Origin of the sequence: Microbulbifer sediminum (genome assembly GCF_021729035.1) — a bacterium.
Lineage (GTDB): Bacteria > Pseudomonadota > Gammaproteobacteria > Pseudomonadales > Cellvibrionaceae > Microbulbifer > Microbulbifer sediminum.
The window spans coordinates 116994-131070 of the sequence record NZ_JAJSAP010000001.1 but is presented as its reverse complement, the minus strand read 5'-3'; the positions used below and the strand labels follow the sequence as shown (position 1 = coordinate 131070).

Below are 14077 nucleotides of genomic sequence, written 5' to 3'. Positions count from 1 at the left end.
GGATGGGATGCGGATGCCAGGCGTGGCCTGCCGACAGGGGGAAGTCCTGTTCAATGTGTTGGTTCCGGGCCGTGGAGAAAGGCGCCGAAGGCCCGCGCCAGTGACTCGGATCGGTCCGGTGAGCGCAGTGCCTCCAGCAGTGCTGCCCGCGTTGCCGGGAGAAACATCAGGTCGGCCAGCAGCAGGTTGAAGGTTTCCTGTTTCTGGCTGTCGGCGAGCGCGGTTACCCACAGGGCTGCCAGCCCGGGATCCTCCAGGTCATGCGGGCAGCGGCTGCCCACGGCGGCCAGGGTTTCTCCGGCCCGTGCCTTGTCACTGCGCAACAGGCGCTCGAGGAATTCATGTCGCAGGCCCCGGGCCCGGGAAAAGGACAGCCCGCGCACGGCCGCGGCCAGGATGGCTGCTTCCGGTTGCTGGCGCTGCAGTTCAGCGTCAGCCCGCCGGGCAATGGCTGCGGCGAGCCGGTGGTCGATAGCTTCACTTTCCAGGCACTGGCAGAGACTCACGAATACCGGTGCCGCTACCCGTGCCATGGCCTCACCGAGCAGTTGCCCGTGTTCTTCCCAGCGCGCGCTGACGTCGGCGATCCCCTGCAGGCCCAGGTGGTTCCAGGCTCTGGAGTCAGGGGCGCGTAAATAAGACAGGGCACTCTGGTAGTGGGCGCTGGCGGGACGCTGGAGTAGCCGGGCCGCCCGGGCATGGAACGTGGCCTGGCGTTCCGGGGGGGGCGAATAGACCAGGCCGCTCTCCGCCAGTACGTTGCCCAGTTGCTCGCCCGCGTCCCGGTCCTCTCCCCCGGTGAGTTTGCGGTTCAGCAGTGCCAGGAAATTATCCCTGGCCGCCAGTTGCAGTTTGCCCTGCTCGTCGAGGGGCAGGCGCAGGAACCATACTGCCGGCTCGCCACCTTCCTCTGGCCACAGCAGTAGCCCGGCCCAGGCCTCGCGTAAATACGGGTGGGGCCAGGGAGCGTCGCCCGCCTCGAATGCCTCGGCGGCATTCCCGGGCACGGAGCGGACCCGCCGGCCCAGGTCGAACCAGCGGAGCTTGAAACGGGCCTGGGTGATCAGGTCGCTAAGGGTGCCAGGTACGTTGCTGTCGGTCATCCCGGTTTTTCCATGGCCAAAGTGGCAATTATTTCGCGGTTTGCGCCGTTGGCGTTGCGTCCAGTGGCAATTGCTTGAAGTGTGTCCAGCCGTAGGCAATCGCCAGCAGCGGGCACAGGATATTGAACAGGGCGAACGGTGCGTAGGTGAAAGTGGCGATACCCAGGGTGGCGCTCATGTAGGCTCCGCAGGTATTCCAGGGAATCAGTACCGAGGTGATTGTGCCGGAGTCCTCCAGGGTACGGGAGAGGTTGAGCCCGTGCAGGCCCTTTTCTGCAAAAGCCTCGCGGAACATCCGCCCGGGAATAATGATAGCCATGTACTGGTCACCCGCCGCCGCGTTCATGCCGAAACAGGTAAGTACGGTGGATGTTACCAGTCCGCCCACGGTCTTCACCCGCGACAGGGTCCAGTTGACGATCCGCTCCAGGAACCCGGCGCGCTCCATGGCGCCGCCGAAGGCCATGGCGGAAATGATCAGCCAGATGGTGTTGAGCATGCTGCTCATGCCGCCCTTGGAGAGCAGGGCGGCCACATCCTCGTTACTGGAGCTGGACTTGTAGCCATCAAACAGGCTGTACCAGGCACCCTTTAACGCCGCCAGCGGGCCCTCACCGCCCAGACGGCGGGCGGTTTCAGGCTCGAAGATCAGGGCGATCACGCAACCCACCAGGGCCCCGATGATCAGGGTCGGGTAGGCGGGCACCTTGCGCCAGGCCATAAACAGCAACAGGGCCAGGGGAAGCATGCTGACCAGGGATATATTAAATTCCTCTTGCAGGGCACCCAGCAGCAGCTCGATATCCTCTGCCGAGGCCCCTGAGGCATCGACGCGCAGGCCGATGATGGAGAAAACCACCAGCGCGATGATAAAGGCGGGCATGGTGGTCCAGAGCATGTTGCGGATATGCAGGAACAGGTCATTGGACGTCACTGCCGCCGCCACATTGGTGGTATCTGAAAGGGGCGACATCTTGTCGCCGAAGTAGGCGCCGGAGATCACCGCACCGGCGGTTATCGCCGGAGACAGGCCCAGTGCGCCGGCAATACCCATCAGGGCCACACCCAGGGTGCCGGCAGTGGTCCAGCTGGAACCGATACTCAGGCCCACAATTGCACAGATAATGCAGGAGGCGGCATAGAACCACTGCGGAGACAGTATCTGCACGCCGTAATAGATCATCGAGGGCACGGTGCCCGCGAGGATCCAGCTCCCAATCAGGGCGCCCACCGCTAACAGAATCAGGATGGCGCCAAACACCAGGCCGATGCCATGTAGCATGCCGCCTTCCATATCGTCCCAGCTATGGCCATTCTTCATCCCCATCAGGGCGGCGATGCCGGCACACAGCAGCAGGGCAATCTGGTTGGGACCGTAGGAGGAGTCTGCGCCGTAAAAGAACACTGACAGTGACAGCAATGCGATCAGGATCAGTAACGGTATCAGGGCATCCAGCAGGCTGGGCTGCTTGGTTGCGGAGGAACTGGACTCGGTCAAGGTTGGGCTCCTAAATCTGCTTCACGGGCCTTTTCAGTGGCCATTCTCATTATCGTTGTCGGGCGCCGGCCGGCGCGAAGCACTCTATTCTCACGGCTCCGGTGCGAGCTGTCCACACCGGCCGGTCGCGGCCGGTGCTGGCAGTTCGGCGGCGCTTCCGGTATGTTCTGCGCCGGCCGGACTGTAGTGGGTTCCGGAAAGACCGTACCCGACCGGCTCGCGGGCCGGTCTGGCATCAATAAGAATGAGCCCGAGCGCACCGGCACCCGGTGGCAGCAGATGGCAGGTAGTGATTTCATGAGAGCAAGTGAGTTGGATCCCTCGCAGTTTGAGGATATTCGCCCCTACCGCGACGACGAGGTGCGCGACGCCCTCAAGCGCCTGATCAACGACCCCGAGATGTCCCATGCGGCGGCACACTTCCTGGTGCCGAAGCTGGCGAAGCTTGAGGGCCCGATCGCGTGGCTGGTGCGCCAGTTCCTCCGCTTCGAGTTCCGCAAGGCGCGGGATGTGCGCGGTGTGCAGGAGGTGGTGGCCAAGTACCTGGATATGGTCGTGAACCGTACCAGCGACGGGTTGACCATTTCGGGCCTGGATACCCTGCCCAAGGATCGCGCCTGCCTGTTTGTCAGTAATCATCGCGATATTGCCATGGATCCTGCGCTGTCCATTCTCTCCATGTACAAGGAGGGACACGAAACAGCCCGGATTGCTATCGGCGACAACCTGCTGACGAAGCAGTTCGCCACCGATATCATGAAGCTCAACAAGTGCTTCACCGTGAAACGCAAGGCCAGCAACCGCCGCGAGAAGCTTGAGTCAGCGACCAAGCTGTCCAACTACATCTATCACTCGGTGGTCAATGAGAATGAGCATGTCTGGATCGCACAGCGGTCCGGGCGGGCCAAAGACGGCCTGGATCGCACCAACCCGGCACTGGCGGCCATGTTTGCCATGACCAAGGACCGGGAAACCCCGTTTGCCGACTTCTGGCGCAAGCTGCATATCGTGCCGCTGGCCATCTCTTACGAATGGGACCCCTGCGACAGGCAGAAGGCGCGTGAGCTGTATTTCGCCGAGCACCCGGAAGGTTACCGCAAGGCCAGGCACGAGGACCTGAACTCCATTGCCAAGGGGGTTGTGGGCCAGAAGGGGCATGTGCACGCTGCGTTCGGCACGCCGATCGAGGGTGAATACCACGATGTTGGCGCCCTTGCCGAGGAGATCGATCGCCAGGTGATCGGCAACTATGTCCTGCATCCCACCAACCTCATCGCCTACCAGATGATCTACGGCGAGGTGCCGGATTTGCCGGTGTCCTGGCCGGCCCGGCCCTGGAGCCCGGACGAATACACTGAGACCCGGCAGAAGTTCGAGGCCCGCATGCAGCGCATCGACGAGCGCTGGCGCGAGCGCGCGATCCGTGGCTACGCCAACCCGGTGGTGTCAAAGCTTGCCTACCTGTGAACCGTTGCTGCGGTGGTGGAGTGCGGCGATTGCTTGCGCGATAATGCCGCTTTCTGACCATCCACCAGCTGTCGGTTCCCCCACACTGTGTTAAGCAAAGAAGACAAACAGGTCATCCAGACTGCCTATAGCGAGTTCCTGGCCGGGCGCGAGCTTCGCGCCCGTTACGGGCAAAAGCTGATGGTGGCGGCCATCGCCCGCACCCTGGGGGGTATCGAGCAGGATGCCACTGGTGAGCGGGACAGCGGCAAGACTGACGGTGAGCATATCTGCGTGGTAGAGGCCGGCACCGGTACCGGCAAGACGGTCGCCTACCTGCTGGCGGCTATCCCGCAGGCCCGGGCCCAGGACAAGAAGCTGGTTATCTCGACCGCGACTGTTGCTCTGCAGGAGCAGATTATCCACAAGGACCTGCCGGAGGTGGCCCGTCACAGCGGCCTGCAGTTCGATTTCAGCCTTGCCAAGGGCCGCGGCCGCTACCTGTGCCTGAGCAAGCTCGACCAGTTGCTGGCAGAGTACAGCGGCAGTGGGGTGGGCACCAGTATGGGGCTCTATGAGGACGAGCTGCCCCGGGTCGATGAGACCGGGGTAAAGCTGTATCAGGAAATGGCGGAGAGCCTGGCCAGCGGCCGGTGGGACGGGGACCGGGACAACTGGCCGGATACCATCGAGGTGGCCGACTGGAGCCGTGTAACCACCGACCATCGCCAGTGCAGTGGACGGCGCTGCCCGCACGTGGGCAACTGTAGCTTCTTCCGCGCCCGTGAAAACCTGGGCAAGACTCAGGTGATCGTTGCCAATCACGATCTGCTGCTGGCCGACCTGGCGCTGGGGGGCGGTGCCATACTGCCGCCGCCGGAAGAAACCATCTACGTGCTCGATGAGGCACACCACCTGCCGGACAAGGCGCTCAACCACTTCTCCCATCACAGCCGGGTCGGGGCCTCCACCGGCTGGCTGGACCAGGCCAACAAGAATCTCGGCCAGATGCTGGGTGAAATTGGTGATGGTGCCGAACTGGATCGCTGTGGTGAAGAATTGCCGGGGTTGCTGACCTCGGCCAAACAGTCGCTGGAACAGATGTGGCCGCTGCTCGAGGAGACCTGCGAGTTCGAGGACGAGCGCGGCAATACAGTCAAGCACCGTTTTGAGGGCGGGGTGGTACCGGAGTCGCTGATGCGGCTGGCGGAAACCCTGCGCGACGACTTCGACGAACTGGAGGCGGTGCTGGGCAAGATGCTGCAGGCCGCCCAGAAGCTGTTGGAGGATCCGCACAGCCCGGTGCCTGCAGTGGACCTGGAGCGCTGGTATCCGCTCCTGGGGAGCTGGTACGGGCGCGCCGAGGCCAACCTGCAATTGTGGGCCAACTACTCCCGCCCGGATGCCGAGGGTGCGCTGCCCCAGGCGCGTTGGGTGACGCTGGTGGACTGGGGCGGCTCGTTCGATTTCGAGGTCTGCAGCTCGCCGATTCTGGCGGGCAAGACACTCGAGTACAGCCTCTGGCGGCGCTGCTACGGCGCGGTGCTGACCTCTGCCACCCTGACTGCGCTGGGGCGCTTCGACCGTTTCCGGATGCGCGCCGGCACACCTGACAATGCCACCTATGAAGTGGTGCCCAGCCCGTTCGATTTCTCCCGCGCAACGCTGCAGGTGCCGGCGAGCGCCGTGGATGCAGGTAATGCCGACCAGCATACGGATGCGGTCATCGATACCTTGCCGGAATTGCTCGGTGACAGAGGGGGTGCGCTGGTGCTGTTTTCGTCCCGTCGCCAGATGGAGACAGTCTACGAGTCGCTGCCGGGCACCTGGCGCAACCGCATCCAGATGCAGGGCCAGCGCTCGCGCCAGCAGCTGCTGGAGATTCATCGCGAGACGATCGATGGTGGTGGGGCCAGCGTGCTGTTCGGGCTCGCCAGCTTTGCCGAGGGGCTCGACCTGCCGGGCGACTACTGCCGCCACGTGGTGATTGCCAAACTGCCTTTCGCTGTGCCCGATGCCCCCATTGAGGCGGCGCTGGCGGAGTGGGTGGAGGCCCGTGGTGGCAATCCATTCATGCAGATTACCGTTCCCGATGCGGCAGTCAGGCTGGTGCAGGCCTGCGGCCGCCTGTTGCGCACCGAGCGGGATGAGGGAACTGTCACCCTGCTGGACCGGCGTATCGTCACACGTCGCTACGGCCGCGCGATGCTGGATTCCCTGCCGCCTTTCCGCCGCGATATTCACTAGAAACCCGGTGGTCGATTGAACATAACTGAACAGACGGAGTCCCCTATGAGCAATATTCACGTGGAAGTCGCGGACCAGTTATTGCAGCTGGAGGCCGAGTTGCGGCGACTGGGGCTCTGGCAGGCTGAGGCGCCACCGGCGGAGGCCCTGGCCAGCAGCCAGCCGTTCTGTGTGGACACCCTGACCCTGCCGCAGTGGCTGCAATTCATTTTTATCCCGCGTATGGCCGGGTTGGTGGAGGCCGGTGGCCCTCTGCCGGAGAAATGCGGCACGGCGCCCATCGCCGAGGAGTTCTTCCGTGGACGCGACGATGGTGGACGCCTGATCGCGCTGCTGGCAGAGATGGATGCGCGCCTGGAGCGGGGCTGAGTGCCCCGGACGGCGCCGGCTGCGGGCAGGTACACGTCACAACCTGGGTGCGAACGCGGGCGCTAATCTGTTCAGTTAAGGGCTGGATGCGGTAGTATGTTTCGTTTATACCAAGCCGGACATGGATTCTCCGGCCGAATAAGAAACAGGGACAGGAAATTGCGATCGTCGCACAGGTTGGCCGAAAGGCCCTAAGGTAGTAAGCAAAAATGCGGTTTTTTCCCATTTTATGTCTGTTGCTGGCCTCACAATTAATCGTGGGATGCGAGTCCTTCACGCTGCGCGGCCCCTGGTCTGAAGAGCCCGGTACGGCCATCCCTGAGCAGCGCTCTGAAGAGACCGGTCCGGCGTTGGATGCCGCTGCCCAGTGCCCGGAGCCCCAGGAAGTGGTGTGCGCGGAGCCGGAAGTCAAAGTCGTGGAGCGGGTAATCGAACGGACCTACGAGAAAGTAGTCGAAGTGCCGGTTGCCAAGGACAAGCTGGTTCTGGGAGATGTGGAGGTCGTGGCTATCGAGCCCGGTGGCGTGACCCTCAAGGCCCTGATTGACACCGGCGCTCCTACCTCTTCCCTGAGTGTGAAAGAGCTCAAGCCTTTCGAGCGAGATGGCAAGGACTGGGTCCGGTTCCAGCTCGCAGCACCGGGAGATGATGAACCTGTGACCGTGGAGCTGCCAATCAAGCGCCACGTGCGTGTGGAACGCCCTGGTTTTGGTAGCCAGCGCCGCCCGATCGTTAACATGAGCCTGACTGTCGGCGAAGTCACCCACATGGTTGAGGTTAACCTGGCTGAGCGCAACGGGATGGATTACCGGCTACTGGTGGGGCGCAATTTCCTCAAGGATGCCGCTGTCGTTGATGTCAGCAGGCGCGAAGTACAGGGCGAGCCCAGGCTTCCCGTCTCAAAGTAATACTGGCTAGCATTTTGGCGGCAGCCGCGCCCGTCCCGGCGCCGCCCAATCATGAAATATGGGGATTGGCGGATGTCGCCACGCGCTCAGGTATATATTCTCGCTGCATTATTCGCGCTGATGGGCGCGGCTCTCACCATTTACAAGAACCGCGAACTGGGTTTCCCGCTCCTGCCGGGAGAGTACCGCACTGTCTGGACCATTGAGGCGAAGGTGCGTTTCAACGCCGATGGCGGCCCGGTCAAGGCCTCTCTCACCCTGCCGCGTGAACAGCGCAACATGGAAGTGCTGGGGGAAACCTTCAGCTCCTCGGGTTTCGGGTTCAATGTCATTCGTGACAACGACGAATATCGTGCGGTCTGGTCCCGGCGTGACGCCAGCGGCAGCCAATCGCTCTTCTACCAGCTGGATGTGCACCAGACGCCCGGTGCGGCACTGGAGCAGCCCCTGGACCTGAGTACCGAGGTGGACAAGCCTTTCCTTGGGGCGCGGGAGCAGGAGGCGGTACGCCAGGCCATTTACTCCATGGTGGAGTCTGCCCGGGAGCGCTCCTCGGATACGGAGACGTTTACCACCCAGTTGCTGACCTCCCTCGGGGATACGCGCAACCAGGACCGCAACCTGATTTTCGGTTACTACAAGGACCGCTCCCTGGTGGATGTGGCCCTGCTGATGCTGTCGGCTGCGGAGATCCCCGCGCACCGGATCCGTGGTCTTTACCTGGAGGACGACCGTCGCCGGCTGGACCCCGAGGACCTGCTGGAAGTCTTTGACGGAAAACGTTGGGTCGTCTTTGAGCCTCGCAGTGGATCACCGGGCGTGCCGAAGAACTTCTTTATCTGGCAGCGGGGTGGAAAGAGCCTGCTGGATGTCGAGGGCGGCAGTGATTCGCGCGTGACCTTCTCGGTCATTGCCAACGATGTTCCCGCCCGCGAAGTGGCGATGCTCAGTACCAGCAATGAAAAAGAAGCGCTGGTGGATTTCTCTATCTACAGCCTGCCGATCGAACAGCAGAGTATCTTCAAGCTGATCCTGCTGGTACCTGTGGGGGCCCTGGTGGTGGTCCTGTTGCGGGTGTTTGTGGGTATACGTACTTCCGGTACCTTTATGCCGGTCCTGCTGGCCATCGCCTTTATTGAAACCCGGCTGTTGACCGGCCTGGCGATTTTCGTGCTGATCCTGGTGCTGGGACTCTGGGTCCGGTTTTACCTCAGCAGGCTCAACCTGTTACTTGTGGCGAGGATCGCCGCCGTCGTGGTGACGGTGGTGATATTGATGGCGGCGATCAGTGTCGTCAGCTACAAGCTGGGCATCGAACAGGCCCTGACCGTGACCTTCTTCCCGATGATCATCCTGGCCTGGACCATCGAGCGGATGTCCATTGTCTGGGAAGAGGACGGCCCCTACGAAGTGGTGGTGCAGGCCGGCGGCAGCCTGCTGGTGGCGGTCCTGGCTTTCTGGGTAATGACCAACCGCTATATCGAGCACTGGACCTTTAATTTCCCGGAGTTACTGCTGGTGTTGCTCAGCCTGATCCTGATTGTCGGCAATTACACCGGTTTCCGTCTCGGTGAACTGATGCGCTTCCGGCAGCTGGTGCGGTAAATGAACACTATCTCCCTCTCCCGGATCGGCGCCAAGTTGCGCGGTGGCCTGGTTTCCCCGTCCGCATTGCGGAAGATGGGGGTGCTGGGGATGAATGCCCGTAACGTGAACTATATTGCGCGGTATAACGACCGTCACCTGTACCCAATTGTCGACGACAAGCTCAACACCAAGCGGGCGGCCCGCCGGGCGGGAATTGCGGTGCCAGAGCTGATTGCAGCTTTCGAGACCCAGCCGAGCCGCGCCCGGGTGATGGAAGTGATCGAGCCGCTGTGGCAGTTTGTGATCAAGCCGGCGCGGGGCTCCGGGGGCAAGGGGATCCTGGTCATCGTGGGGCGCGAGGGCGATGAGTACATAAAACCCTCCGGCGCCAGGGTAACGGCGATGGATATCCTGCGCCACGTCAGTAACATCCACAGTGGCCTCTACAGCCTGGGCGGCAAACCGGACCGGGTGATGATCGAGGCGCTGGTGGATTTCGACCCGGTTTTCGATAATTACTCTTTCGAGGGTGTGCCGGATATCCGCGTTATCGTGTTTCGCGGCTTCCCGGTGATGGCCATGCTGCGCTGCTCAACGCACGCTTCTGACGGCAAGGCAAACCTGCACCAGGGTGCCGTCGGGGTGGGGATTGACCTGGCCACCGGACGCAGTTGCCATGCGGTACAAAATGGGCTGCGTATCAAGCAGCACCCGGATACAGAGATGCCCTTTGGCAAGTTGCAGGTGCCGGGATGGCGGGACCTGTTGCGGCTGGCTTCCAGCTGTTACGAAATGACCGGCCTCGGTTACCTCGGTTGTGATATCGTCCTGGACCGGAAACGCGGACCGCTCCTGCTGGAAGCCAATGCGCGCCCCGGGCTGGCGATCCAGATTGCGAACGGTGTTGGGCTGCGCAGCCGGCTGCGGGTGATTGAGCAAATGGACCTTGAGGGGCTCGAGCGCAACGTGGAAGAGCGGGTTGCCTATTCGGTGCAACAGTTTGCCGCGTCCTGAATCGTGACCGGTCGGGGCTGGGCCAGCCGTTGATGGCGGGAGGGGCCCGATGCACCTTGGCATCAGACGGCAATAAAAAAGGGCGATCCGGAGATCGCCCTTTTTTGTGCGCGGCTGCTACCGTGTCAGGCGGTGGCAGGACAAAGGTGGAACTGTTCCATCATAATTTGGAGCCGTTTGCGCTGCATCTTGAGGCTGTACTCCAGCTCTTTGACACGGGTACGAATCGCAGCGCTCTCCCACCTGGCCAGCAGGCGTTCGCGGGCGTTTTCATAGCGGCGCGACTGCAGTTCCTTCCATTCGCCCAGTGCGGCGGAAAACTCCTGGGCTTCCTTTTCCAACAGCTCGCGCCAGCTTTCCTTATGGGTGGATCCCTGCAGTTTCTGTTCGGCTCGCTTGAACTGCATGGTGAGCATGGCGCGCTGGATGCGTATATCGGACACCGTCTTCAGGTTGCGCGCCAGGCCAAGCCAGCTTGCCGAGCGGATCAGCCACTTGGTGGGATCCCAGTGGTACCAGCGAATGCCATTGCGGTAATCCGTCTGGAAGATGTGGTGGTAGTTGTGGTAGCCCTCGCCAAAGGTGAAAAATGCCAGCAGGTCGTTGTCCCGCGCGGTATTTTCGTCGGTATAGGGGCGGCGTCCCCACATGTGCGCAAGGGAATTGATGAAGAAAGTCGTGTGGTGATTGACGACAATCCGCAGGATTCCCGCCAGCAACATCATGCCGATAATGTCCCCCGTGACCCAGCCAAGCAGGAAGGTCAGGCCCACGTTCATCGCCAGCGTGATGGCAATGTAGTGGTTGTGCTGCCACATGACGATCTTGTCGCGCTGCAGATCCTTGGCGTTCTCGAAATTCTCGCGGCCGCTGGGGTAGTCGCGCAACATCCAGCCGATGTGGGAAAACCAGAAACCGCGTCGGGCAGAGTAGGGATCCTGGTCGTTGTCATCGACATGCCGGTGATGACGGCGGTGACTGGAACCCCATACCAGTACGCTGTTTTGCAGTGCGGCGGCGCCGAACAGGGCGAACAGCAGGCGCAGGGACCAGTGCGCCTCATAGGTGCGGTGCGACCACAGGCGATGGTAGCCGGCCGTGATGGACAGCCCGCACAGGGCACCGTAAACGGCGAACGCGAGCCACTGGTACCAGTGATAGCCGACCAGAAGCCCGTAAAGCGGTACCAGGATCAGGGCCGCGAGGGCAGTGGTGGCGAAAAGGATAGTGGTGACCCAGACGCGCGGGGCCTCGGATACTGCATTCATAGAACAACCTTACATTGTACGCTACATCCAGCCGGACACCCTGATGCATCAATCACTGCATAGCGCCGGGCGATGCTTAAATATATATGCCAGGCGTTGCAAAGGTGTCGCTGCTGGCTCGATGCTACCCGATCCGGGGTTGCATGGCACGTCCCTGGAGGACGGTTTGCGAATTGTGGCAGGTATCGGGTCATCAGTGCCTGATTTTGGTGCGTTAGCCTCAATTCTGGGGCTGAATTGGTTCAAAACACCGTCCTCTGAGGACAAAACCTTCGTCATTCAGGGTTAGCAGGGATGGGGATAGGCCGATCACCCCCCGTTTTTGTAGGCGGACGCGCTATACCACCGAAAATGAAAAGTTGGCATAGGGGTTGCATTAACCAGATTGCGAGCGGCCGAGAGGCCCTCGCTGCGGGAAACCATCACGGGGTTTATGGCAAAGCTCTTACTGCGTGACTTCCCGTTTTCTCTCATCATCGCTGATTCAGGCCCCGCATTGCGGGGCCTTTTTTTGCCTCGGGCAACATCTCCGGGCGCTGCCGCTTATCGAGTTGATCCCCGACCAGGCTTTCCTTCAAGACGGATAAGTGATTCACTTCCGGTAAAGCCCGAATAACAAACTGCGATGTGCCCGTAGCCATGTCCGTCGAAGTGACCGATTTTCCCCTGCAGCTGTTCCCCCGTGGTGCAGACCCCAGCGTACCGCCGGGACTGGTGCGGCGCCAGATTATGCATATGCGCCAACTCCTGCGGGATGTGGACTGTGGGCTTTGGGAGTGGCACCCCGGTACTGGTCACGGCAGCGCGTTCGGTGATATCTGGGCGCTGTTCGATCAGGATCGTGCTGCAGCCCTCGACAGTTTGTGGGGCGGCGAGGAACTCACCCCCGTTCACAGCGGCGACCGCGAGAAACTGCGTGCCGCCCGGCGTCGGTTAGTGCGAAGGGGGGGCGCATTCGATATCACCGTGCGCGTATTCGCCCGTGACGGACGGCAGCTCTGGTTGCGCTGGTGGGGGCGCAGCGTTGCGGATGCTTCCGGCAGTACCGGTGACGGCGCGATCATTATTGGTGGTTGTGCCGATTTGACCGATCTCCTGGCGATGCGGGAGCAATCTTATGTGCAGGGGGAGCGGGCGTTCTGGACCCTGGCCGCGGTGGGTGATGGGTTGTGGGATTGGGACCTGCAGGCGGATGAAGTGGTTATGGACCGGGCCTGCTGGACCATGTTGGGGTACGACTGCGACCACGCAGATACTGATGCCCGCAGCGCCCTGAAACTCTGGAAATCGCGAATCCTGCCGGAAGACCTGGCCCGCGCCGAACAGGCGTTCCGGGATCACGTCACCGAACAGTTACCCCTGGATGTGGAGTACCGGCTCTGGCACCGCGACGGTGGCGTAATCTGGGTGCGTTGTCGCGGCCAGCTACAAACGAACAGCGAGGGCAAGCCGGTGCGGGTATTGGGACTGGCCCAGGACGTCACCGGTTATCGGGAGGCACAGCTGCGCCTCGAGCGCGAGCTGGAGAGCAAGCGCAAGGAGAGCGCGGTGCGGGCGGAGCTGTTGCTCAGTCTCAGCCACGAGCTCCGGACACCACTGAACGCAATCCTGGGTTACAGCCAGATGGTCGAGCTGGAAATGAGTCTCAACCCCGACCAGCGCCAGCGCCTCGGAGAAATCCGTCGCGCAGGGCAGCACCTGTTGCACCTGGTGGGTGACGTACTGGAGCTGGCCCGTATTGACAGCCAGCGCCTCGCGCCATCCATGGAACCTATCAAGCCGGCCGCTTTGGTAGAGGACTGTAAACGCTTGCTGGAGCCGCTGGCGGAAACGCGCAAGGTGAGCCTGATTTTCGAACCGTTGGGCTGGGAGTCGGCATACATCTGTGCAGACCCGGTTCGTTTCAAGCAGGTAGTCCTGAACCTGGCCGGTAATGCGGTCAAGTACAACCGGGAAAATGGCAGGGTTGTCATCAACTTCTCCCCACTGGCGGATGGGTGGTTGCGGCTGAGTATCCTGGATACCGGCAAAGGTATTGCCGAGAACCGTCGCGCCGAGGTGTTCGAGCCATTCAACCGGCTTGGGGCGGAGCGCGGGCAAATAGAAGGCACCGGGGTGGGACTTGCAATTGCCAAGCGCCTTACTGAGGCCATGGGTGGGCGTATCGACTTTGACAGCCACGAGGATCAGGGGTCGATTTTCTGGGTTGATTTTCCGCTGATTGATGCGGCACCTGAGGTTATACAGATGCCTGCCCACACCCACACCGCGACACAGCTACCCCCGTGCCAGTTGATGCTGGTGGACAATCGCCCTTCGGAGCTGGAGCGGTTGCGTAATCTACTGGTCGACTCCTCCCAGGTGCAGCTGGTCGGCGCAGCAGATGCGGTTGAGGCCATTTTCATGGCTCGGACCCGAAGCATTGATGTGGTTCTATTTGATTCCGGTATGCCGGGAATGTCCGCGGATGATATGCGGGCGATCCTCAGGGATGACCCCCTGACTGCCAATATCGCGTTTATCCGGGTAGGGGCGTCGGGCGATGGTAGTGGCCAGGATTTCCTGCCAGCGGCTTTTGACCTGGTGCAGCTATCGCGGCAACTGAAGCGACAGCTATCATCCTGAGCTGGTTTTTGT

Annotated in this window: 10 protein-coding genes; 7 read left to right on the top strand and 3 right to left on the bottom strand. The window is 61.7% G+C overall.

The window, feature by feature from the left end; genetic code table 11:
- Positions 1-50 precede the first annotated feature (50 nt).
- The gene (locus LVD11_RS00560) at positions 51-1103 is read right to left on the bottom strand and encodes a DUF3549 family protein (protein WP_237054888.1); all 1053 of its coding nucleotides are present in this window, start codon (positions 1101-1103) and stop codon (positions 51-53) included.
- 28 nt (positions 1104-1131) lie between these two features.
- Positions 1132-2601: a Na+/H+ antiporter NhaC gene (gene nhaC / locus LVD11_RS00555; RefSeq protein ID WP_237054885.1), complete on the bottom strand. Its 1470-nt coding sequence runs from the start codon at positions 2599-2601 to the stop codon at positions 1132-1134.
- A 297-nt stretch (positions 2602-2898) separates the two neighbouring features.
- On the opposite strand from nhaC, the gene LVD11_RS00550 reads away from it, so the two are divergent.
- From LVD11_RS00550 to LVD11_RS00525, 6 genes are all read left to right on the top strand, one after another.
- Positions 2899-4068, top strand: coding sequence for a 1-acyl-sn-glycerol-3-phosphate acyltransferase (locus tag LVD11_RS00550; RefSeq protein WP_237054883.1), 1170 nt, complete (start codon positions 2899-2901; stop codon positions 4066-4068).
- A gap of 87 nt (positions 4069-4155) precedes the next feature.
- Positions 4156-6294: an ATP-dependent DNA helicase DinG gene (dinG, locus tag LVD11_RS00545; RefSeq protein WP_237054882.1), complete on the top strand. Its 2139-nt coding sequence runs from the start codon at positions 4156-4158 to the stop codon at positions 6292-6294.
- A 45-nt stretch (positions 6295-6339) separates the two neighbouring features.
- Positions 6340-6663, top strand: a complete 324-nt coding sequence (locus LVD11_RS00540; RefSeq protein ID WP_237054881.1) for a YqcC family protein — start codon at positions 6340-6342, stop codon at positions 6661-6663.
- A gap of 209 nt (positions 6664-6872) precedes the next feature.
- Positions 6873-7571: an ATP-dependent zinc protease family protein gene (locus LVD11_RS00535; RefSeq protein WP_237054879.1), complete on the top strand. Its 699-nt coding sequence runs from the start codon at positions 6873-6875 to the stop codon at positions 7569-7571.
- A gap of 72 nt (positions 7572-7643) precedes the next feature.
- Positions 7644-9176: an inactive transglutaminase family protein gene (locus tag LVD11_RS00530; protein WP_237054877.1), complete on the top strand. Its 1533-nt coding sequence runs from the start codon at positions 7644-7646 to the stop codon at positions 9174-9176.
- Positions 9177-10172, top strand: a complete 996-nt coding sequence (locus tag LVD11_RS00525) for an alpha-L-glutamate ligase-like protein (RefSeq protein ID WP_237054874.1) — start codon at positions 9177-9179, stop codon at positions 10170-10172. It abuts the gene before it with no gap.
- A gap of 125 nt (positions 10173-10297) precedes the next feature.
- Here the strand turns inward: LVD11_RS00525 and LVD11_RS00520 are convergent, their stop codons facing one another.
- Entirely contained in the window at positions 10298-11440 is a 1143-nt protein-coding gene (locus LVD11_RS00520) for an acyl-CoA desaturase (protein ID WP_237054872.1), read from the bottom strand.
- A 639-nt stretch (positions 11441-12079) separates the two neighbouring features.
- On the opposite strand from LVD11_RS00520, the gene LVD11_RS00515 reads away from it, so the two are divergent.
- Positions 12080-14065 carry an ATP-binding protein gene (locus LVD11_RS00515; protein ID WP_237054870.1) on the top strand — a complete coding sequence of 662 codons (1986 nt, stop codon included), beginning with the start codon at positions 12080-12082 and terminating at the stop codon, positions 14063-14065.
- Positions 14066-14077: the final 12 nt, after the last annotated feature.

Excerpts from the sequence above, each read along its gene's own strand:
- LVD11_RS00525 (WP_237054874.1), top strand. The coding sequence starts at position 9,177 with ATGAACACTATCTCCCTCTCCCGGATCGGCGCCAAGTTGCGCGGTGGC.
- LVD11_RS00515 (WP_237054870.1), top strand. The coding sequence starts at position 12,080 with ATGTCCGTCGAAGTGACCGATTTTCCCCTGCAGCTGTTCCCCCGTGGT.
- LVD11_RS00540 (WP_237054881.1), top strand. The coding sequence starts at position 6,340 with ATGAGCAATATTCACGTGGAAGTCGCGGACCAGTTATTGCAGCTGGAG.
- LVD11_RS00550 (WP_237054883.1), top strand. The coding sequence starts at position 2,899 with ATGAGAGCAAGTGAGTTGGATCCCTCGCAGTTTGAGGATATTCGCCCC.
- LVD11_RS00535 (WP_237054879.1), top strand. The coding sequence starts at position 6,873 with ATGCGGTTTTTTCCCATTTTATGTCTGTTGCTGGCCTCACAATTAATC.
- LVD11_RS00530 (WP_237054877.1), top strand. The coding sequence starts at position 7,644 with ATGTCGCCACGCGCTCAGGTATATATTCTCGCTGCATTATTCGCGCTG.
- LVD11_RS00560 (WP_237054888.1), bottom strand. The coding sequence starts at position 1,103 with ATGACCGACAGCAACGTACCTGGCACCCTTAGCGACCTGATCACCCAG.
- LVD11_RS00520 (WP_237054872.1), bottom strand. The coding sequence starts at position 11,440 with ATGAATGCAGTATCCGAGGCCCCGCGCGTCTGGGTCACCACTATCCTT.